The organism is Paraburkholderia sediminicola, from assembly GCF_046026675.1.
Classification (GTDB): Bacteria; Pseudomonadota; Gammaproteobacteria; order Burkholderiales; family Burkholderiaceae; genus Paraburkholderia; species Paraburkholderia sediminicola_F.
On sequence record NZ_JAQQEY010000001.1, the window covers coordinates 2,777,531 to 2,799,080 of the forward strand.

The following is a 21,550-nucleotide window of genomic DNA, read 5'->3' on the forward strand; positions in this document are numbered from 1 at the left end:
GCTTAAACCTTGAACGGATGACGAAGCAGAATCGTTTCGTCGCGATCCGGACCGGTCGACACCATGTCGATCGGAATGCCCGCGACTTCCTGCACACGCGTCAGATACGCACGCGCGGTGGCCGGCAGCTTGTCCCATTCCGTGATGCCGACGGTGCTTTCCTTCCAGCCCGCGAAGGTTTCGTACACCGGCACGCAACGCGCGACTTCCGATGCGCCACGCGGCAGCAGGTCGATGTTCTTGCCGTCGACCGTGTAGCCGACGCACAGCTTCACTTCGTCGAGGCCGTCGAGCACGTCAAGCTTGGTCATGCACAGACCCGACACGCCGTTGATCTGGATCGAGCGGCGCAGCGCGGCGGCGTCGAGCCAGCCGGTGCGGCGCGGACGACCGGTGACCGAGCCGAATTCCTTGCCGACCTTGGCGAGTTCCAGGCCGATCGGTTCCTGACGCGCGGCGTTATCCGCGTCGTACAGTTCGCTCGGGAACGGACCCGAACCGACACGCGTGCAATACGCCTTGGTGATGCCGAGAATGTAGTTCAGCTTTTGAGGACCGACGCCTGCGCCCGCAGTAGCCGCACCGGCCACGCAGTTGCTCGACGTGACGTACGGATAGGTGCCGTGGTCGATGTCGAGCAGCGTGCCTTGTGCACCTTCGAACAGCAGGTTGTTGCCGGCGGCGTTTTCGTCGTACAGACGGCGCGACACGTCGGTCACCATCGGTTTCAGACGATCTGCATAGCTCAGCATCGTGTCGAGCGTTTGCTGGAAGTCGACTGCTGCGACGCCCAGGTATTGCGTCAGCACGAAGTTGTGATAGTCGAGATTTTCACGCAGACGTTCGGCGAAACTTTCCGGCTCGAACAGGTCCTGCACACGCAAACCGCGGCGCGCCACCTTGTCTTCGTAGGCCGGGCCGATGCCGCGGCCGGTGGTGCCGATCTTGCTCGCGCCACGGCGCGCTTCGCGGCCCTGGTCGATGGCAATGTGGTACGGCAGGATCAGGGTGGTGGCTTCGGAAATGAAGAGGCGATTCTGAACATCGACCCCGGCGGCTTCGAGCTCGCCAATTTCCTTGAACAGCGCTTCCGGCGACAACACGACGCCATTGCCGATGTAGCACGCGACACCGGGATGCATGATGCCCGACGGAATCAGACGCAAGATGGTTTTCTTGCCGCCGATGATAAGCGTGTGACCGGCATTGTGACCGCCCTGGAAGCGAACGACGCCTTGAGCGTGGTCCGTCAGCCAGTCGACGATCTTGCCCTTGCCTTCATCACCCCACTGGGTCCCCACGACGACGACGTTGCGCCCGGGGTTCACATTCACTGCGCTGGCAGACATGTTGTTTCGTAAGCTGGTTAAAAACGTATTCTACCTATGTTCGCGGAACCTTCCGAATTTTTCCGTTTCCGCTCAACGGTATGCACGTTATGTTGGGTATAGGGAAAATAGCGCGGCGGGTGGCCGCGCCGGGTCCGGCGACGCTTTGGACGCCTTCTGAAATGCCCTTGGGAGCCCCTCAGGCGGTCTATCGATTCGCGCTCAGGAACGGGGTTCGACGACCCACGCGCCGTTGCGCTCGACCAACACGCGGTCGCAGGCGAATTCGTCCAGATCGTGCTCGTGGCCGGGTAGCGCCTGGATCACGACTTCACCGGCATCGCGCAGTGCGGCGACGCTCACGCGCAACGCGTCGTCATGCTGCCACGGCGCGAGAATCGCGCTGCTGCGGGCTTCGACGGGCGAAATGCGAGCAACTTCGCGCAGATCGAGCGAGAAGCCGGTTGCCGCACGCGCACGGCCGTAGGCCTGGCCAACGTGGTCGTAACGGCCGCCGCGCGCAACCGCATTCGGCACGCCGTCCACATAAGCCGAGAACATCACACCACTGTGGTACGCGTAGCCGCGCAGATCGGCCAGGTCGATCATCACTTCGGCGCCGTCCACCTGGCTCGCGAGGAATGCGAGATCGTCGAGCGCGCGGGCGATAGCCGGTGCGTTCGGCAAGCGTGCACGGGCTTCGTCGAGTACCGACGCGTCGCCGTAGAGCGTGGGGAGCGAGCGCAATGCGTCGCGCGTGACCGGTGTCAGATTGGCCGTCAGCTCGACGAGGCGCGGCACGTCCTTGCCGGCCAACGCGTCGTAGAGAGATTGCCCCAGCTCTGCAGCTGCGGGCTCCGCTTCGATCAGCGCGGCGAGCACGCCGGCATGACACAAATCGAGCCGCACTTTCGCGAGGCCCGCCAGACGCAGCGCGTCGAGCATCAACTGCTGGATTTCCAGATCCGCTTCAAGACCGGCGTGACCGTAGATTTCCGCGCCGATCTGGATCTGCTCACGCGTGGCGTGCAGGCCGCGCGGACGCGTATGCGCCACGTTGCCGGCATAGCAAAGACGCGTCACGCCCTGGCGATTCAGCAGGTGCGCGTCGATACGCGCAACCTGCGGCGTAATGTCGGCGCGCAGACCGAGCGTGCGGCCGGACATCTGATCGACGAGCTTGAACGTGCGCAGATTCAGATCCTGCCCGCCGCCGGTGAGCAGCGACTCGATGTACTCGAGCAGCGGCGGCATCACCATCTCATAGCCGTACGAGCGGAAACGGTCCAGTAAATGGCGCCGCAACTCTTCGATCTTGCGGGCTTCCGACGGCAGCACGTCGGCGATATTCTCGGGAAGTAACCAGGTCGACATCGATACAGTCCTACGACGTTGAACACGGCGGCTGGGTGCGCCGGTAAGTGTGTGTGAATGGCGGGCGACGGCTCTATTCTGGCGGCTGTCGCGGGTATCGGAACGGCCTTCGCGGCCCTTCGCATCCCTTGAGCCAGCTTCCTGGCCCGCGCCGCTGAACGCTCGCTGTTGCCACGCCGCTGATGCCGCGCAGACGGGGGCCAACGCAACGCGGCACGCAGCGGTGGCGCTATACAGCGCCTTCAGGTCACGATAAACAGCAGGATCAACCCGAGCACCATCACGACCAGCCCGCCGACGCGAATCTGATGCGGGGGCCGTTCCGCTATTTTACGGAACGTGTCGCGCCAGGCGCTCGGAAAAACGAAGGGAAACATCCCTTCGATAATCAGCATCAATGCGATCGCGAGCAGTAACGAGCCGGCTATGTCCATGCGAATGAAGGGGCCGCGATGCGGATGCCGCGGCCTTCCGGTTATCAGTGTTTGCGCGGTGCCGCGGGAGCGTCCGGGGCGGCGCCACCGGTCGGGCTACGCATGAAGCGGAAGAACTCGCTGCTCGGGTCGACCACGATCACGTCGCCTGGCTTGAAGGTATTCTTGTACGCCTGCATGCTTTGATAAAACTGGTAGAACTGCGGATCGCTGCCGTATGCCTCGGCCGCGATTTCCGCTGCCTTGGCATCGCCCTCGCCCTTGATGGTCTGCGCCTGCCGATAGCCGTCCGCAAGAATCGCCTGCTGCTGGCTGACGGCATCCGCCTTGATCTGGTCGGCCTCGGCCGTGCCCTTCGCACGTTCGTCGGCCGCCGCCTGCTCGCGTGCGGCGATCATCCGCTTGTAGACCGAGTCGGCCATCGTGGCCGGGAAATCGACGCGCGTCAGTTGCACGTCGAGCACCGAAACGCCCAGCGATGCCGCGGCTTTGCTCATCGTGCCGCGCGCTTCGTCCGCGACGGCTTGTTGCTTCGCCAGCGCATCGGTCAGCGTGACCTTGGCGAACGCGTCGCCGAGCGCGCTGCGCGACAGCAGCGCGAGGCGATCCGCCAGGCTTTGCACATCGCCGCGGGTTTCGGCGAGCAGCTTTAGCGGATCGGTTACGCGGTATTTGATGACCGGGTTGGCCAGCAGGTCGGTTTTGTCCGACGTGACATAGCGGTCTTCATCCGGCGCGTCGAGCGACTGGATGCGGTTATCGACCACCGTGACCGTTTGCAACGGCGGCGGCAATTTCACGTGCAGGCCCGGGCCGAGCAGTTCGGGCGCGGTGTCGCCATGCGAGGACAGCACAGCCATATGCCGTTGGTCGACCACGAATACCATCGACGACGCGGCAAACAGCACGATGACAACGGCAACGACGAGCGCGATGATCTTGTTCATGTTGTGCGCTCCTTATTGAACGTCGTCTTCGCGCATACGGCTGCGGAAGGAGTCGCGTGAACGCAGTGCGTCGCTGCTGGCGGCGGCCTGGCTGGCTGGCGTCGCAACCGCGGCGGGAGCGGAAGCAGCAGCGGCCGGTGTGGTGGCGCTGCTCGCGGCTTGCGGCGCGGCGGCGCCCGACGTAACGGCAGCGCCGGAAGCGGCTGCAGCAGCGTCCGCAACGCGCTGGCGAGTCTGCTCGACCAGCTTGTCGAGCGGCAGATACAACACGTTGTTGCCGCTCTTGCTGTCCACAAACACCTTGGTCGTATTCGAATAGATCTGCTGCATGGTTTCCAGGTACATGCGCTCGCGAATCACAGCGGGCGCTTTCGAGTACTGCGCGTAGACCTGCTTGAAGCGCTCGGCATCGCCTTGCGCCTGGGTCACCGTCTTGTCGCTATACGTTTTCGCTTCGTCGACCTGATGCGCCACATCCGCTTGCGCGCGCGGCAGCAGCTCCGCGGCATAGGCCTGCGCGTCGCGTTTGGCGCGTTCGTTGTCCTGACGCACTTTGGCGGCATCGTCGAAAGCGGCCTGCACCTGGTCGGGCACCTGCACGCCCTGAATCGTCACACCGGTCACGGCGAGACCGGACTGGTATTCATCCAGGGATTGCTGAATCGACGCCATCAGTTGCTGGCGAATTGTTTCGCGATCCTGATAGAGGATGTCGTTGGTGCTGCGCGCACCAACGATGCTGCGCACTGCCGCCTGCGCGGCCTGCATCACGCTCTGATCGGGATCGACGCTGCGGAAGAGATAATCGGTCGGCTTGCTCACCTGGTACTGCACGGCAAAGCGCACGTCGACGATATCGGCGTCGTGCGTGAGCATCGACGCGTCCTTCACGTTAGCGAGACGTACCACGTTGTTACGGCCGATCTCCACCTGGCGGATCTGGCCGATGTTGACGAGTTCGTGCGCTTCGAACGGATACGGCAGGCGCCAATGCACACCCTGCCCCGCGGTGTAGCGATACTTGCCGAACTGCATCACGACGCCGGCCTGGCCATCCTGCACAACGAACACGCCGCTGCCGAGATAGATCGCAATCAACACGCCGATTACGATGCCCACGCCAATGCGCGCGCCGCGACCGTTATCCGGACGGCCACCACCCGCACCGCCGCCCTTGCGGCCGAACACCCGGCTCAAACGGCGGTTGAAATCGCGCCACATCTCGTCGAGATCGGGCGGGCCTTCACCGTCCTTGGCCGGCGGCCGCTTGGGTTCGTTGGGTCGTTGGCGCTCGCCATTACCATTGCCGTCGCCCCGGCCCCAGCGCGGATCGTTCAGTGAAAGCATGGCGCGCATGCGCAGCCAGATACTCCGCTCGTTGTAATCGTTCACCTGTGTTCGTTCACCAGAGTAGACAGCGGGTCAGTGCAATTGGAGCGGGTCAGTGCCCGAGTTCTGAGACCTTACGGTCCTCGCGCGGTGCTGCCGACCGGTCTTCTTCCGACAGATCGACCAGCGGATCGGAGAGAGGTTCGGCAGTAGCGATTTCAGCGATGGCAGCGCGCAATGTATCCAGCCCTTGTCCCGTGCGCGCGCTCAAAAAGACGCGCGAAATATTACCATACTCATCCCGCTCGACCGCGTCGCCACGGGCCGCCAACTCTGGCACGGCGTCGATCTTGTTGAACACCAGCACCTGACGGATCGTATCCGCACCAATTGCGTGCAACACCTCGTTCACCTGATCGATCTGATCGAGGCGCACGGCGCTCGACGCGTCGACCACATGCAGCAGCAGGTCGGCGTGGATGGTTTCCTCGAGCGTGGCGCGGAAAGCCGCCACCAGTTGGTGAGGCAATTCACGAATGAAACCAACCGTGTCGGATACCACCACCTGGCCGGCTTCGTCGCCGAGATAGACACGGCGGGACGTGGTATCCAGCGTGGCGAACAGCTGGTCGGCGGCGTACGCCTGGGCCTTTGTCAGCGCATTGAAGAGCGTGGATTTGCCCGCGTTCGTGTAGCCGACGAGCGACACAGACATCGTCTGATTGCGGCTGCGCGCGCGCCGCTGCGTGCCGTGCTGACGGCGCAGTTTTTCGAGCTTGGTCTTCAGCGCCTTGATGCGCTCGCCGATCAAACGGCGGTCGGTTTCGAGCTGCGTTTCACCAGGGCCGCGCAAACCAATACCGCCTTTCTGGCGCTCAAGGTGGGTCCATGCGCGGATTAGCCGCGTCGATAGATACTGCAACTGCGCGAGCTCCACCTGCAGCTTGCCTTCATGGCTGCGGGCGCGTTGCGCAAAAATATCGAGAATGAGGCTGGTGCGATCGATCACGCGGCGGTTAAGCGCCTGCTCCAGATTGCGCTGCTGCGCAGGTGCCAGAGCGTGATTGAAAATGACGAGTTCGATGTCGTTCGCCTCACAGGCAAGACGCAATTCTTCGGCCTTGCCGCTGCCGACAAACATCTTGGCATCGGGACTGGACCGGCGCCCCGTGAGGGTGACTAAGGGATTCGCGCCCGCGCTTTGCGCGAGCAGGCTGAGTTCTTCCAGACTGGCTTCGAAATCGATCTTACCGAAGTCGATGCCGACAAGCGCTGCATTGATCAAATTAGAGGGTATCAAAATAAGGCGGCCGGGAGTAATCGCCAACGGGCGACGCTACGCCGGCCGCGGACGGGGATTAGGACTGTTCGGAATCCGGGTGGAAATTCACTGGACGGGCAGGCACGACCGTAGAAATTGCGTGCTTGTAAACCATCTGAGTGACCGTATTCCGGAGCAACACGACGTACTGGTCGAACGATTCGATGTTCCCTTGAAGCTTGATGCCGTTGACCAAGTAGATCGACACCGGCACGTGCTCTTTACGCAGTGCGTTCAAAAACGGGTCTTGTAACAATTGCCCTTTGTTGCTCATAGCAAACTCCGTATTTTTTTGCAGGTTGACTGAATTGACGACGAAGAAAAAGAGATCCGCCGTCAACCGCTACACTATAGCCGATTTTCATTTTTGCGCGAGCGGGCCGGCCTCGCGGCCAAACCCAACACACACGCGGGTTTCAGCCTGGATTTAGCCTTTATCCGCGTAAGGGTTCGTCGACGATCTGAACTCTATGCGCAATGGAGTCCCAGTCAGCTTGAAAGTTTCCCTGAAGCGGTTTTCGAGGTAGCGTTTGTACGTTTCGGTGATCGCATCGAGCGCATTGCCGTGAATCACGATGATCGGCGGATTCTGTCCGCCCTGGTGCGCGTAACGCAGTTTCGGGCGCACCGGACCGCGTCGGCGCGGCTGCTGGAATTCCACTGCCTCGATCAGCGCGCGCGTCAACTTCGGCGTCGGCAGCTTGGCCATGGCGGCGGCGTAGGCGTCGTCGACCGAACGCATCAGCGGGCCGATTCCGGTTTTTTCCGCGGCGGAAATGAAGTGGAATTTGGCGAAGTCGAGAAATTTTAGTTTGCGCTCGATGTCTGCCTTAGTGCGTTCGCGCACATGCGAATCGAGCCCGTCCCATTTGTTCACACCCACCACCAGCGCGCGGCCCTGCTCCACCACGAAACCAGCAATGTGCGCGTCCTGTTCGGAAATATCCTGCTGTGCATCAAGCAGCAGGATCACGACGTTCGCGTCCGAAATCGACTGCAGCGTTTTCACCACCGAGAACTTCTCGATCGCTTCGAACACCTTGCCGCGGCGGCGCAAACCAGCCGTGTCGATCAGCGTGTACGGCTTGCCCTGACGCTCGAAGTCGACGTAGATCGAATCGCGCGTGGTGCCCGGCATGTCGAACGCGATCACGCGCTCTTCGCCCACCAGCGCATTGATCAAGGTCGACTTGCCGACGTTCGGCCGGCCGACGATCGCAATCTTCACGCCGTGCGCCTGTTTTTCCTCGTCGCTTTCTTCCGGCTGCCCGGCGTACGCGACACCCAGCGCCTCATTGATCATTTCGGTGACGCCGTCACCGTGCGCGGCGGAAATCGCGCGCGGGTCGCCGAGACCGAGTTCGTAGAAATCGGCGGCCACGTTGGTGTACTTCATCCCCTCCGCCTTGTTGACGACGAGGAAGATCGGCCGGCCAGTCTTGCGCAGGTAGTCGGCAATCGTCTTGTCCTGCGGCGCGAGACCGTTGCGACCGTCGACGATAAACACGACGACATCCGATTCCTCGACCGCCTGGCGGGTTTGACGCGCCATCTCGTGCAGGATGCCGTCTTTCGCGACCGGCTCGAAGCCGCCGGTATCGACGACCAGATAGGGCCGGTCGCCAGCGCGCCCCTCGCCGTAATGGCGATCGCGGGTGAGACCGGGCAGGTCGGCAACCAGCGCATCACGTGTACGCGTGAGACGGTTGAATAGCGTGGATTTCCCCACATTGGGGCGCCCAACCAGGGCAATAACGGGTTTCATCAGATGTTGTTCACGGTGAAACGCGGGATCGAAATCGACGGCCCGCGTAGCGACGCCATGCGGCCGCTACACGGCAGCCTTTGACGAAAATTATCACGAATTCGGCCAACCCCGGATGTGCTGTCAATATGCGCACCCGGGCGGACGGGGGTTTGGCTGTATGGGGCGACGCCAATGGGCCGCCAGCTTCAGTCTTTCTTGCTCAACGGCTCACACGCCGGTTCGATACGATTCTCTGCGGTATCGACCGGGATGCCGTCGAAGGTGGCGCCGCAAGCAGCCACCGATGGCCACATGGGCCGTTTCTGATCCGACTTGCCGGACCAGCCAGTCCGGCGGAATATTTCTAATTGCCCACCTATACAACAAAAACACGTGCGGCCGGCGAAGCCGGCCTGCACGCTTGACGACGCCTGACTGCCAATAGCCTGCGCGATCAGCGCGGGCGGTAGCCGTACAGGTCGCCGTCGTGCGTCAGCACGACCAGCGTTTCGCCAGCCAGCACCGGCGCCGCGGTAATCGGGCTGCCGTCGGTCTTCACACGGGCCACGAGCGTGCCGTCGTCGCGCGACAGGAAGTGCACGTAACCCTGATAGTCGCCCAGCACGGCGGCATGACCCAGAATGAACGGGACGCTGAGTTCGCGATTCTTCAGCTTGTCGTTCTTCCAGAGGGTCGCGCCGTTGCTGACGTCGAATGCCGACACCACCGACCAGTCGTCGGCCGCCACCACAGCACGGTCATCCTGCGCGAGACCGCTCGTGCTCGAGAACGCCTTTTCCCACACCGCGCGGCCCGAGTTCGCATCGAAGCAGCCAATCTGACCCTGGAATGTCACCGCGCAAGTTTCCGAACCAAGCAGCGTGGGCGGGCCTGTCACATCATTGATGCGCTCCACTTCCGTCACGCCCTTCGGATACGACACCGGGGTCTGCCAGTAGTTGTCGCCGGTCTGCAGGTTGATCGCGGCGAACGCGCCGCCCGGGAAGCCAGCCAGCACCGCCGCGTCGCCCGCGAACGTCATGCCCGAGGAAACGCGCAGGTTGAGCGGCACCGCGCGGTTGCGATAATTCCACTTCTGCTCGCCAGTTTGCGCATTGAACGCGACGATCTGACCGTCAACCGTGCGCACCACCACGAGGCCGTTGCCGACCAGCGGCGGAGAGATGATTTCGCCGGGCGCCTTGGCGGTCCACAATTGTTTGCCGTCCGCGCCGAGCACGTAGACATCGCCCTTCAGGCCGCCGACCGCCGTGAGCGTGCCGTCGCTGCCGACACCGGCCGACAGATCGTCATGCAGCTTGACGCGCCAGATGTCCTTGCCGGTTTGCGCGTCGATCTTCGCAACCGAGCCGTTCGCGCCCGCCGCGTACACCGCGTTGCCGACCGCGACCGGCGAGAACAGGTAACGACCCGCCTTGCCGACACTCGTCTTCCACGCTTGCTGCACGTCGAGCACGGGTTTGAACTCGGTGAGCGGCGTGGGCTCGCGGCGCTCGTCTTTCGTGGATGAGCAAGCCGCCATGGTGAGGACGGTCATCGCACAGGCAACGGGCACAGCGTAACGTTTCAGCAGATTCATCGGTGGACGAAGCATTCAGGAAATGAGTTAAAGGAGACCGGTTGGTCGTGTCATGCGGCGCGCTGCACGCGGCGATTAGCCGCCCAGCGCGTCCAGCTTGAACTGAATCAACTGGCGAGCCGAGCTATCGTTTTTCGACAGCGAGTCGAGGGCGAGCTTGTAGGCCGCGCGCGCATCGTCACGCTTGCCTTGGGCGGCGAGCAGATCACCGCGGCCATCCGCCACAATGCCCTTGAACGCATCGGACTGCGGTTCGGCGAGCAGTGCGAGCCCCTGGTCGTAAGCCTTGTCGTCGAGCAGCAGCGAAGCCAGACGGAGCTTGGCGATCTGCTTGAACTCGTCGTCTTTTGCGTGATCGATGGTCCATTGCAACTGGGCCTTCGCGGCAGCTTCGTCACCCGCGGCGTACAGCGCCTTGGCGGCGCCCAGCGCGGTCATCTGCGCATACGCGGTGCGGCTGAACTTGTCTTCCATATCGGTGGCAACGCGCGTGATCTTCGCCTTGTCGCCCGATGCCACGGCCTGCTGCACCTGGTCGTACAGCACCGCAGCTTCCGCAGCCTGACGCCGTTGCCAGAAATTCCAGCCGTTCCAGCTGGCGGCGGCAACCAGGGCCACTAGCACAATCCACGTGGTTGCATTGCCCCACTGCGTCCACCATGCCTTCAGACTTTCAATCGATTCTTGTTCGTCGTGGTAACTCATCGCCCGGCGATTTCCTCTTTCTTGATACGTGTGCGTGTCGAGCCAAGGGGCTCGACGACATCGCGATCAGTCGTCGCCGTCTTCGGCGGTTGCAACCATCGCATTGATTAGAAATTCGGTCAAGTCTTCGGCGGGCACGTTATGTTGCTCGTTTTTACCGCCGTTAGAACTTGTATCACGGAGCGGCTTGACGCCGACCGTACCGTTGGCGATCTCGTCTTCGCCGAGGATCACCGCGAATGCAGCGCCGCTCGCGTCAGCACGCTTCATCTGCGACTTGAAGCTCGCCGTCTGACCGTCCGCGCTGCAATGCAGAATCACGTCGAGACCGGTATCGCGCAAACGCTCGGCGATGATAAAGGCCTGTTCGCGCGCCGCGTCGCCCTGATGGACCACGTACACGTCGCAGCCCTCGTCTTCCGGCACGAGCTGCTCTTCTTTCAGCAACTCGAGGATACGCTCGACACCCATGGCCCAGCCACATGCGCCCGTCGGCTTACCGCCAAGCTGTTCGATCAGCGGATCGTAGCGGCCGCCGGCCGCGACCGTGCCTTGCGCGCCAAGCTTGTCGGTCACCCACTCGAACACGGTCAGATTGTAATAATCGAGACCGCGCACGAGACGCGGATTGATCGTGAACGGAATGTTGTTCGCCTTCAGAATGCGCTGCAGGCCTTCGAAGTGCGCGCGCGATTCCTCACCAAGAAAATCGATCAGCTTGGGTGCGTTCTGCGCGACTTCCTGCATGGCCGGATTTTTCGTGTCGAGCACGCGCAGCGGGTTCGTGTACAGACGGCGCTTCGCCTCTTCGTCGAGCACGTCCATGTGCTTTTCGAGGTACGCGATCAACTCGACGCGATGCGCCGCGCGCTCTTCCACGAGACCCAGCGAATTGAGCTCGAGCTTGATGCCCATCAAGCCGAGGTCGTCCCACAGACGCTGGCACATCATGATGATTTCAGCGTCGGCGTCCGGACCGGCAAAGCCCAGCGCTTCCACACCGACCTGATGGAACTGGCGATAACGGCCGCGCTGCGGACGCTCGTGACGGAACATCGGGCCGATGTACCACAGACGCTTCGGACCGTCGTACAGCATGTTGTGCTCGATCGTCGCGCGCACCACAGCCGCCGTATTTTCCGGGCGCATCGTCAGATTTTCGCCGTTCAATGCGTCGGTAAAGCTGTACATCTCTTTCTCGACGATGTCGGTCACCTCACCGATACCGCGTTTGAACAACTGCGTATGCTCGATGATCGGCGTACGAATATTCTGGTATCCGTACGAGCGCAGCAGCGACTTGACGGTCGCTTCAAAAAATTCCCACAGCCCGGCTTCCTGCGGAAGGATGTCATTCATGCCCTTCACACCGGACAACTTTTCGAGCTTTTTCTTCTGTTCAGTCATCTGTCTTCGATCGGCGGTATTTAGTTGAGTGCTTCGGCGCGGCCATAGCGGCGCTCGACGTAGTCACTCACGATTTGCTGGAATTCTTGCGCGATGTTGTCGCCGCGCAGCGTCTTGACCTTCTCGCCGTCGATGAACACCGGCGCAGCCGGATTTTCACCCGAACCCGGCAAGCTGATGCCGATATTCGCCTGTTTCGATTCGCCCGGACCGTTGACGATGCAGCCCATTACCGCGACGTGCATCTTCTCGACGCCAGGATACTGATCGCGCCATACTGGCATCTGTGTGCGCAGATAGGTCTGGATTTGCGACGCCAGTTCCTGGAACAGCGTGCTGGTGGTGCGGCCGCAACCCGGGCACGCGATCACCATTGGCGTGAACGAACGCAGGCCCATGGTCTGCAGAATTTCCTGACCGACGATCACTTCACCCGTGCGCGGGCCACCCGGCTCCGGCGTCAGCGAGATACGGATCGTGTCGCCGATACCTTGCTGCAGCAACACCGACAACGCAGCGGTCGACGCCACAATGCCCTTCGACCCCATGCCCGCTTCGGTCAGACCGAGATGCAGTGCGAAGTCGCAACGGCGCGCAAGTTCACGATACACCGCGATCAGATCCTGCACGCCACTGACCTTGCACGACAGAATGATCTTGTTGCGCGGCAGGCCGATTTCGACCGCGCGCTCCGCCGAGCCAATCGCCGACTGGATCAGCGCTTCGTACATCACGCTCTGCGCTTCCCACGGCGTGGAACGCGCGGCGTTTTCGTCCATCATCTTCGCGAGCAGGTCCTGATCGAGGCTGCCCCAGTTGACGCCGATCCGCACCGGCTTGTCGTACTTCACCGCTGCTTCGATCATTTGCGCGAACTGCGTGTCGCGCTTCGCGCCGTGGCCGACATTGCCCGGGTTGATCCGGTACTTCGACAACGACTCCGCGCACGCGGGGTAATCGCGCAGCAGCAAATGGCCGTTGTAATGAAAATCGCCGACCAGCGGCACCGACACGCCCATGCGGTCGAGCTGCTCGCGAACAGCCGGCACGGCCGCCGCCGCTTCCGGCGTGTTGACCGTGATACGCACCAGCTCCGAACCGGCTTGCGCCAGGTCCTTGATCTGGATCGCCGTGCCGATCGCGTCCGCGGTGTCGGTGTTGGTCATCGACTGGACGCGCACGGGCGCATCGCCGCCAATGGTGACAAGCTGACCGCCCCAACGCACATCGACTGCGTGCGACTTGCGCCGCGCGGCGTGGCCACCGAACACCGGCTCGTTTGAAACGATCTTGCTACTGGATTGGGATTGAGCTTCGGATTGCATCGAAAAACCCATTTACGCCGCATGCGCCACACAAAAGACGTAGCGCCTGAATTGAAAAAGCGCCGCGAACCGGTTGGCCGCGACGCATACCGTATCTATCAAGGCAACGCGAAACGCGCCACGTTACCCTTGGCTGCCGAATATTTCGACGGATCGACTGGCTGACCATCGAGCGTAAGCGACTCGAGACCCGCCCTGTTGCCGACCGTGACCTTGAAAGGGGCCGCGCCCGTTACTTCCTTCGTATCGCCTGCGTGCACGAGGCCGGAGAACACTTCCTTGCCGTCCTTGCCACGCACGCTGAACCAGCTGTCCTGCGTCACGCGCAACGCGATGATCGCCTCACCCGCAGCCGGCGCCGCCGTATCCGCTGCGGCCGATGCGCCTATCGCAGCGACCACCGGCGCGCTTGCGCCTTGCGCCACCGCCTGGACCTGCGAACCGGCCTTCGGCGCGACTGCTGCTGCAGTGACCGCCGGAGCGGGAGACGGCGCCTCACCGGTCGCCAGCGGCGCGGGCATCGGCGTACCCGACGCTGCGTTATCCACCGCTGCCTGCGTTTCCGGGGCCGAAGCAGCGTCTTCCGCGGTTGCCTCGGAACCTGCCGCCTGACCTTGCGCCACCGCGCCCGATGCGCCGGTCGCGCCACCCGTGGCACCGTTAGCGCTCGCCTTCAATCGTGCGAGCCATGCCGACGAATCACCGCCATTGGTATGCCACATGCCGAGCGCGATTACCGCGACGATCACCGCTGCAATGCCCCACAGCCACGAGCGGCTCTTTTGCCCACTGCCGCCGAGCGACAGCGATACGCGGCCGCGCGGCAAATCCTTGCCCGACGAAGCCGGCATCGACAGATCCGGCGCGGGCACACCCTTCTCGCGGCGCAAAGCCTGCGTGAACGGCGTGGGATCGGCACCGAGCATCTTCGCGTAACTGCGCACCACGCCGAGCGCAAAAGTCGTGTCCGGCAAATGGCTGATGTCGCCCGATTCGAGCGCACGCAGCTTGGTGACGGAGACCTTCAGGCGCGCCGACACGTCTTCGATCGTCCAGCCCTTCAATTCACGCAATTGGGTCAAGCGCGCGCCAACTGCCGCCAGGGAATCAAAACTCGCCGCGCCCGGCTGCACAACAGGCTGCACCACCGCCCGGGCGACTGGCGCCGGATGGCCTTTGTTTGTGTCTGTGTCCTGCGGCTGCGGCTGCGGGTGCTGCGGCTCACTCATCCCAAATCCTTTCGCGTCGATTCTTTTTCACTCGTGCAACCCGAACGGGCCAAAGCCTCACGTCCGAATCGCAGACCGTTTATAACAAAATGCGCGGCCTCGTGTGCCGCTTCCGATCGCTTCTGCAAACTTTCTTTTTCAATCGCGGATGGCGTGGAGGGTTTTCGCGCCCGGATCCCTTTCCTCCGAACGCTCGTGCCCCACTATCTCGCGCGATTACACGGCGCGCACCTCAATAATCTTCGCCGCCTTCCCGGTGCGCTCAGCGAGGCGCGTGCGGTCTTTCACCGCACCGGCCAACTGACCGCAGGCAGCGTCGATATCATCGCCGCGTGTTTTACGCACTGTGGTGACGACGCCCGCGTCCATCAACACTTGTGCAAACCGCTTGATCTGTTCCGGCTTCGAGCGGATGAGGCCCGACTCAGGGAACGGATTGAACGGAATCAGGTTGAACTTGCACGGCACGTCGCGCGTAACCGCCAGCAATTCGCGCGCTTGCGCTTCGCTGTCGTTCACGCCGTCGAGCATGCAATATTCGAACGTAATGAAATCGCGCGGCGCGACTTTCAGATAGCGCTGGCAAGCGGCCATCAAGTCGCGCAGCGGATACTTCTTGTTCAGCGGCACCAGCATGTCGCGCAGCGGGTCGCTCGGTGCATGTAGCGATACCGCGAGCGCCACCGGCAGATCGGCGCCAAGCCGGTCCATCATGGGCACGACGCCCGAGGTGGACAGCGTGACGCGGCGGCGCGACAGGCCGTACGCGTTATCGTCCAGCATCAGGCGCATGGCGGGCACCACCGCGTCGTAATTGAGCAGCGGCTCGCCCATACCCATCATCACCACGTTCGTGACAACGCGCTCGCCTTTGCCATCACCGCCCGTGGCGCGCCCGCCGTCCGTGCCGCGCGTCGCACGCAGCGCGAACTCGGCCATACGCAGCTGGCCGATGATTTCGCCGGTGGTGAGATTGCGGGAGAAACCCTGTTTGCCGGTCGAACAGAAACGGCAGTTGACCGCGCACCCGGCCTGCGACGACACGCACAGCGTGCCACGCGTTTCTTCGGGAATGTATACGGTTTCAACCGCGTTGCTGTTGCCGACGTCGATCAGCCACTTGCGTGTGCCGTCGGTCGAAATATTGTCGCTGACGATGCCGGGCATTGTGATCGTTGCGCGCCCTTTGAGCTTTTCGCGCAAGGACTTCGCCAGATCGGTCATGCCGTCGAAGTCGGCAGCGTTGTACTGGTGGATCCAGCGCTGCAATTGCTTGGCGCGAAACGGCTTCTCGCCCAGACTGTCGCAGTAGGCGACAAGCCCTTGGGCGTCGAGGTCGAGAAGGTTGACGGTGGGACTGCTCGTCATATCGAATCCTGCCATTTCAGTGCGAGACTACGTTCATGCAACAAGCTGCATGAACGCAATGCCGTTCGCGCCCATTCCTGCTGCTTTACCTTACTACTTTGCCGGGCTGTTCGTGCGGATTCGTGCGACAAATCCAACGGCAGCGCACGAATCGCGCGGATAGCGCCTTACAGGTCAAGCGCGATCAGGCGCGCTCAAGCCTGCCCAAACCCGCTTAACGCGAGTAGACGTTCACTTGCGGGAAGAAGAACGCGATTTCAACTGCAGCCGTTTCAGCGGCGTCCGAACCGTGCACCGCGTTAGCGTCGATGCTGTCAGCGAAGTCGGCGCGGATCGTGCCCTTTTCTGCCTTCTTCGGGTCCGTTGCGCCCATCAGGTCGCGGTGCTTCAGGATCGCGTTTTCGCCTTCCAGCGCTTGCACGACCACCGGGCCCGAGATCATGAAGTCGACCAGGTCCTTGAAGAACGGGCGTGCAGCGTGCACAGCGTAGAACTTCTCTGCGTCAGCGCGCGACAGGTGGACCATGCGCGAAGCCACGATCTTCAGGCCAGCGTTTTCGAAACGGCTGTAGATCTGACCGATCACGTTCTTAGCCACTGCGTCCGGCTTGATAATCGACAGGGTGCGCTCGATCGCCATAAAAACTCCAAAAAATTAAGAGGTTACAGATTCAAATGAATCCGCTATTGTAGCATGTTCCCGTGTATGATTGCGATTGAACCCTTACAGAATTGAAAGACTCCAAGCAGGAGTTTCTGAATACTGGTAGCGTAGGTCGTGTGGACATTTTCTGGGTATTGAAACTCCCTGCCACCGCGCCAATCTTAGGGATGGACACCCTGCGACTGGCGGCAAGAATTCCGGCCGGCGCTGCACTACCTGACGCACCACCTGCTGCGCAACCCGCGGCACAACCATTACGCAACATGCTTCTGAGGTAAGGAGAGACCATGAACGATCATCCGTATAGCTTTGGCCGCAATGGCGCAGTCAGCACGGTCGAAACGCGCAACCGCGTACTACGGAACACCTACTGGCTGCTCGCGCTGTCCATGATTCCGACCGTGCTCGGCGCCTGGGTAGGCGTGGCAACCGGTTTCTCGCTGTTCGCCGCCACCAGCCCCGGCATGAGCATGCTGGCGTTCTTCGCGATCGCCTTCGGCTTCATGTTCGCCATCCAGAAAACCAAAGACAGCGCCATCGGCGTGTTCGTGCTGCTGGGCTTCACGTTCTTCATGGGCCTGATGCTGTCGCGCATCCTGAGCTTCGTGCTCGGGTTTTCGAACGGCCCGTCGTTGATCATGCTGGCCTTCGGTGGCACTGGTGTGATCTTCGCCTCCATGGCAACGATCGCCACGGTCAGCAAGCGTGACTTCTCAGGTCTCGGCAAGTGGCTGTTCATGGGCGTCATCGTGCTGCTGCTGGCTTCGGTCGCTAACGTATTCCTGCACCTGCCGGCGTTAATGCTGACGGTGTCGGTGCTGGCCATCGTGATCTTCTCGGCCTACATGCTGTTCGACGTCCAGCGCGTCGTGAACGGCGGTGAAACGAACTACATCACCGCTACCCTCGCGATCTACCTGGATCTGTACAACGTGTTCGTCAACCTGCTCGCGCTGCTCGGCATCTTCGGCGGCAACCGCAACTGAGTCTGACGCAAGGCGCGGGCGCCTGAAACGCCGGCCTTGAAGAAAAAAGCCCATGGCGAGCAATCGTCATGGGCTTTTTTCATTGCACTGCCGGCATATCAGCGTTGAATCGCCGGGCCATGGCTATGTCAGATGCCAGGCAATCAGAGCCGGATCACAAGTTCAGCCAGGCGAAGCCTTCATCCTGAGAAGCGACTACCACTTCGGTCGGCGCGGCACCCAGCACACCCGCCATGGCGGCCTGCGCCAGTTCCGGCGTGTTGTTCTGCTGACTCAGATGGGCGGCCACCAGGTGGCGCAAGCGCGAGCGATCGAGCGACGCCAGGATTTCAGCCGCCGCCTCGTTGTTTAGATGCCCGTGATTGCCGCCGATACGCGCCTTCAGCGATTGGGGATACCGGCTACCCGCCAGCATCCGCACATCGTGATTGCATTCGAGCACCAGCGCGTCACAGCCGCTCAGCACCGCGCTGATGTGCGGCGTGGAGGTACCAACGTCGGTCAGCACGCCAAGCCGGCTTGCACCATTGGAGAGCACGTATTGCAGCGGCTCGCGGGCGTCGTGAGGAACGGTGTAAGGGAGGATGCTGAGGTCGCCGATCGCCACCGCTTCGTCGCCCCACAGCACCTGCAGGTCGACGTCGGCTTCGTCGGCGCCCACCGCGCGGGCGGTGCCCCAGCTCATGTATAACGGAATCGACCACTTGCGCGCCAGCGTCAGCGCGCTGCCAATGTGGTCGCTGTGTTCATGGGTAATCAGAATGGCGTCGAGACACTCGACGCCTGCACCGAGCCGCGTCAGACGCCGCTCGACTTCCTTGGCCGAAAAACCGCAATCGAGCAGAACGCACGTGGTGGTCGCGCCGCTTTGCGCTTCCACCAGCAAGGCATTGCCTTCACTGCCGCTGCCGAGACTGGCGAAGCGCACAGCCCGCTTAGTTCAGTTGCGCGTGCAGCAACGTCACGATGCGCTGTGCGTCGGACGAGTTATCCACCTGCCCGTTCGCGTCCAGCACCGCCACCTGCGTCACGGTGTCGCCCTTCGAGCGCACATTGACGAGGAATTCCTGACCCGGCTTCTTCGACGAATTGCCGCTGTAGAACAGCTTGCCGAAGAGCCCTTCCTTCTTCAGCTCCTGCATCGAGTCTGCGTAACGCACGTAGTAGATGCCTTTCGCGCGGTCGCGGTTGTCGACGGTGAAGTTGGTGCGGTCGAGCGCGAGACCTACGCGCAACCATGCGCGGTCGAACGATTCCTGCAGGTCGAGCGTCGATGCGCCCGCGCTCTGGTCGATCGTGGCCGGCGCAGCTGCCGAACGCGCATCGGTCAGGAGTTGCTTCGATTGTGCTTCGGTCAGGCCGAATTTCTGCATCAGCTTGGTCAGGAACAGCGCTTCCAGCGCAGGATCGCGCGGACGCTCTTCCCAGCGCGAGGACGTCTTGTCCTGGCCCGTCAGCATTTCTTCCATCGCGCTATGCGTGATCGAGATGTCCGTCGTCTCAGCCGGCCCGCGCGACACGAGCGTGCGGAAGCTGTCACGAGTACCCGACGAATAAGCGAAGTCGATCACCTTGCCGACCGTGCGACGGAACCAGTCGTCCGGAATATTGGCGCGGTTTTCAGCCCAGTCGGTAGTCATGATGCCGGTGGCCGGCGCATCGGTTTTCAGCGCGAAGCCGTTTTCCTGCCAGAACTCCTGCAGCTGCGGCCACAGTTGTTCCGGCGTGCGGCCGTCGACAACCAGCCAGCGACGATCGCCGTCACGCTCGATGTGCATGCCCAGCGGATCCTGCGCACTCGGCTGGCCTTCGGTGGGATTACCCGCTGCCGTGACCGCGCGTTGCTGCGCGCCGCCCAGCGCCAGGTTGGCCGGCGGCGCAACATAGCGCCCGTCGGTCGGGGCGGTGCTCAGATCGCCCGGAACGGCGAGCGGCGGCGCGCTGCCCGCGCCCTTGTAGTTGACGCGGTCGGAGGCGAACCAGTCGTTCAGCGTGTCACAGCCGGCGAGCGTTACCAGGGCAAGCGCCAGCGCCGCCATGCGGGTTGCGTGGAGGGAAAGTGCGGAACGTTTCATGAGGTCCTTCGTGATGCTGGAACGCGGTGCCTGGTTCTGTGTGCCGGGAACGTGGGCTGGATCGACGTCGGTTAAGGGAATGCCGGTGGCAGGCTTTCTTCAGTGCTGGGAGTACGGGTTCGAGCCCGCTTAGCCCAGCAGACCCGCTTCGCGCAGTGCGCCGCGCACCACTTCGTGGTATTGCGCGTCGAGCGGCGTGAGCGGCAGGCGGATTCCGCCCTGCACACGACCCAGTTGCTGCAACGCCCATTTCGCCGGAATCGGATTCGACTCGATGAACAGGTTCTTATGCAACGACAGGAGCTTCAGATGAATCTCGCGGGCAGTCTTAGCGTCCGCGGCAAGCGCAGCTTTGCACAGATCGCTCATTGCGCGCGGCGCGACGTTCGCGGTAACCGAAATATTACCGTGGCCGCCAAGCAGCATCAGCGCGATCGCCGTGGGATCGTCACCGCTGTAGATGCCGAAATGTGCCGGCGCCGACTTGATCAGGTGCGCGGCGCGAACGATATTGCCGGTCGCTTCCTTCACACCGATGATGCCCGGCACCTGCGCGCAACGCAGAATCGTTTCGTTGCTCATGTCCGCGACCGTGCGGCCCGGCACGTTGTACAGGATCACCGGCAGATCGACGGTTTCGGCGATCTTCGCGAAGTGGCGATAGATGCCTTCCTGGGTCGGCTTGTTGTAGTACGGCACGACCTGCAGCGTGGCGTCCGCGCCGACGTCTTTCGCCTGCTGCGTGAGCTCGATAGCTTCAGTGGTGGAGTTGCCGCCCGAGCCCGCGATCACCGGAATCCGGCCCGCCGTGTGCTCGACTGCGGTTTTGACCATCAGCACGTGCTCTTCGACCGACAGCGTGGCCGACTCGCCGCTCGTGCCGACCACGACCAGCGCGTTCGTGCCCTCTGCGATATGCCAGTCGATCAGTTTGCGAAACGCCGGCAGATCGAGGCCGCCGTCTTCGAGCATCGGAGTAATGATGGCAGGGATGCTGCCGCGAATCTGAACGCCGCCAGTGCTGCTTTGATTGCCGTTAGTCATGAAACGCCATGAATTTGATCAGGTAAACCGCGATTGTAGCGGATTAGCCAGCCAGCTCGTAACAACGCGGGGGTGCCGCATCTGCAGGCTCGGCTGAGCGATCCGCCTCCTTAATTGCGCATATCCGCTGGACGTAAGCCGGGCGCGGCTGCGCGAGAAATCCGTCTTGAAATGCGACCACGCGGAGGTGGCCGCGCACCACCTCGAGCAGCTCGCCGGGTGCAAGCAAAAACGCCGGGTTAGATGGTTTGCCGATCCTTTCGTTGCCTTGCGCGAAGGTCTCGTAAACCAGTACGCCGCCAGGCGCGAGCGAGCGCAAAAGCTGCGGAAACAGCGGCCGGTGCAGGTAGTTCGTGACCACGATCGCGGCGAATCTGGCGTCGGCAGGCAAGGGCCATGCAGCGCCTTCGATGTCGGCCGCAAGCGTGGTAATGCGCGGATCGTCGCGCATCAGATCCAGCGCAGCCGCATCGCGGTCGAGCGCGGTCACCGGATGGCCCAGCGATGCAAAGAACCGCGCATGCCGCCCGGCCCCCGACGCCACGTCGAGCACCGTGCCGCCCGCCGCGACCAGATGCGCCCAGTGACGCACCCAGCGCGACGGTTCGCCGTTTCCGTGCGAGGAACCGTCCGACATGACAACGGCCGTGCTCATCACTTCAGTGCC

The 21,550-nt window shown here is 62.4% G+C and carries 20 protein-coding genes; 1 reads left to right on the top strand and 19 read right to left on the bottom strand.

Annotated features, from left to right (window positions below; genetic code table 11):
- Positions 1–2 precede the first annotated feature (2 nt).
- The 15 genes from PQQ86_RS11915 to ndk all read right to left on the bottom strand — a co-directional run bounded on the left by PQQ86_RS11915 (position 3) and on the right by ndk (position 16,754).
- Positions 3–1,349 carry an adenylosuccinate synthase gene (locus tag PQQ86_RS11915; protein ID WP_093633520.1) on the bottom strand — a complete coding sequence of 449 codons (1,347 nt, stop codon included), beginning with the start codon at positions 1,347–1,349 and terminating at the stop codon, positions 3–5.
- A 201-nt stretch (positions 1,350–1,550) separates the two neighbouring features.
- A complete protein-coding gene (locus tag PQQ86_RS11920) occupies positions 1,551–2,702 on the bottom strand; it encodes an ATP phosphoribosyltransferase regulatory subunit (RefSeq protein ID WP_093633521.1) in 1,152 nt (383 codons plus the stop codon).
- Between the two features lie 242 nt (positions 2,703–2,944).
- Positions 2,945–3,136: a DUF2065 domain-containing protein gene (locus PQQ86_RS11925; protein ID WP_054041860.1), complete on the bottom strand. Its 192-nt coding sequence runs from the start codon at positions 3,134–3,136 to the stop codon at positions 2,945–2,947.
- Between the two features lie 44 nt (positions 3,137–3,180).
- Entirely contained in the window at positions 3,181–4,083 is a 903-nt protein-coding gene (gene hflC, locus PQQ86_RS11930; RefSeq protein ID WP_408266807.1) for a protease modulator HflC, read from the bottom strand.
- A 12-nt stretch (positions 4,084–4,095) separates the two neighbouring features.
- Positions 4,096–5,475, bottom strand: coding sequence for an FtsH protease activity modulator HflK (hflK, locus tag PQQ86_RS11935; RefSeq protein WP_408266809.1), 1,380 nt, complete (start codon positions 5,473–5,475; stop codon positions 4,096–4,098).
- A gap of 49 nt (positions 5,476–5,524) precedes the next feature.
- Positions 5,525–6,697 carry a GTPase HflX gene (hflX, locus tag PQQ86_RS11940; protein WP_408266811.1) on the bottom strand — a complete coding sequence of 391 codons (1,173 nt, stop codon included), beginning with the start codon at positions 6,695–6,697 and terminating at the stop codon, positions 5,525–5,527.
- Positions 6,698–6,770: 73 nt separating this feature from the next.
- Positions 6,771–7,007, bottom strand: coding sequence for an RNA chaperone Hfq (gene hfq / locus PQQ86_RS11945; protein ID WP_006051315.1), 237 nt, complete (start codon positions 7,005–7,007; stop codon positions 6,771–6,773).
- Between the two features lie 153 nt (positions 7,008–7,160).
- Positions 7,161–8,498 (bottom strand): ribosome biogenesis GTPase Der, encoded by a 1,338-nt coding sequence (gene der / locus PQQ86_RS11950; RefSeq protein WP_408266814.1) that lies wholly within the window; start codon positions 8,496–8,498, stop codon positions 7,161–7,163.
- 436 nt (positions 8,499–8,934) lie between these two features.
- Positions 8,935–10,080 (bottom strand): outer membrane protein assembly factor BamB, encoded by a 1,146-nt coding sequence (gene bamB, locus PQQ86_RS11955; protein WP_408266816.1) that lies wholly within the window; start codon positions 10,078–10,080, stop codon positions 8,935–8,937.
- A 75-nt stretch (positions 10,081–10,155) separates the two neighbouring features.
- Positions 10,156–10,785: a YfgM family protein gene (locus PQQ86_RS11960; protein ID WP_154565141.1), complete on the bottom strand. Its 630-nt coding sequence runs from the start codon at positions 10,783–10,785 to the stop codon at positions 10,156–10,158.
- Between the two features lie 66 nt (positions 10,786–10,851).
- Positions 10,852–12,192, bottom strand: coding sequence for a histidine--tRNA ligase (gene hisS, locus PQQ86_RS11965; RefSeq protein WP_408266819.1), 1,341 nt, complete (start codon positions 12,190–12,192; stop codon positions 10,852–10,854).
- A gap of 20 nt (positions 12,193–12,212) precedes the next feature.
- Complete coding sequence (gene ispG / locus PQQ86_RS11970; protein WP_408266820.1) at positions 12,213–13,529, bottom strand: flavodoxin-dependent (E)-4-hydroxy-3-methylbut-2-enyl-diphosphate synthase; 1,317 nt, start codon at positions 13,527–13,529, stop codon at positions 12,213–12,215.
- Positions 13,530–13,615: 86 nt separating this feature from the next.
- Positions 13,616–14,746, bottom strand: coding sequence for a helix-turn-helix domain-containing protein (locus PQQ86_RS11975; RefSeq protein ID WP_408266822.1), 1,131 nt, complete (start codon positions 14,744–14,746; stop codon positions 13,616–13,618).
- 216 nt (positions 14,747–14,962) lie between these two features.
- Entirely contained in the window at positions 14,963–16,114 is a 1,152-nt protein-coding gene (rlmN, locus tag PQQ86_RS11980) for a dual-specificity RNA methyltransferase RlmN (RefSeq protein WP_408266824.1), read from the bottom strand.
- 214 nt (positions 16,115–16,328) lie between these two features.
- Positions 16,329–16,754 (bottom strand): nucleoside-diphosphate kinase, encoded by a 426-nt coding sequence (gene ndk / locus PQQ86_RS11985; protein ID WP_012433533.1) that lies wholly within the window; start codon positions 16,752–16,754, stop codon positions 16,329–16,331.
- Between the two features lie 311 nt (positions 16,755–17,065).
- On the opposite strand from ndk, the gene PQQ86_RS11990 reads away from it, so the two are divergent.
- Positions 17,066–17,764 carry a Bax inhibitor-1/YccA family protein gene (locus PQQ86_RS11990; RefSeq protein ID WP_054038214.1) on the top strand — a complete coding sequence of 233 codons (699 nt, stop codon included), beginning with the start codon at positions 17,066–17,068 and terminating at the stop codon, positions 17,762–17,764.
- Positions 17,765–17,918: 154 nt separating this feature from the next.
- On the opposite strand, the gene PQQ86_RS11995 is transcribed toward PQQ86_RS11990, so the two are convergent.
- From PQQ86_RS11995 to PQQ86_RS12010, 4 genes are all read right to left on the bottom strand, one after another.
- Entirely contained in the window at positions 17,919–18,692 is a 774-nt protein-coding gene (locus tag PQQ86_RS11995) for an MBL fold metallo-hydrolase (protein WP_408266827.1), read from the bottom strand.
- 7 nt (positions 18,693–18,699) lie between these two features.
- A complete protein-coding gene (gene bamC, locus PQQ86_RS12000; protein WP_408266829.1) occupies positions 18,700–19,839 on the bottom strand; it encodes an NlpB/DapX family lipoprotein in 1,140 nt (379 codons plus the stop codon).
- Positions 19,840–19,968: 129 nt separating this feature from the next.
- Entirely contained in the window at positions 19,969–20,883 is a 915-nt protein-coding gene (dapA, locus tag PQQ86_RS12005) for a 4-hydroxy-tetrahydrodipicolinate synthase (RefSeq protein ID WP_408266831.1), read from the bottom strand.
- A 43-nt stretch (positions 20,884–20,926) separates the two neighbouring features.
- Entirely contained in the window at positions 20,927–21,538 is a 612-nt protein-coding gene (locus tag PQQ86_RS12010) for a class I SAM-dependent methyltransferase (RefSeq protein ID WP_408266833.1), read from the bottom strand.
- Between the last annotated feature and the right edge of the window lie 12 nt (positions 21,539–21,550).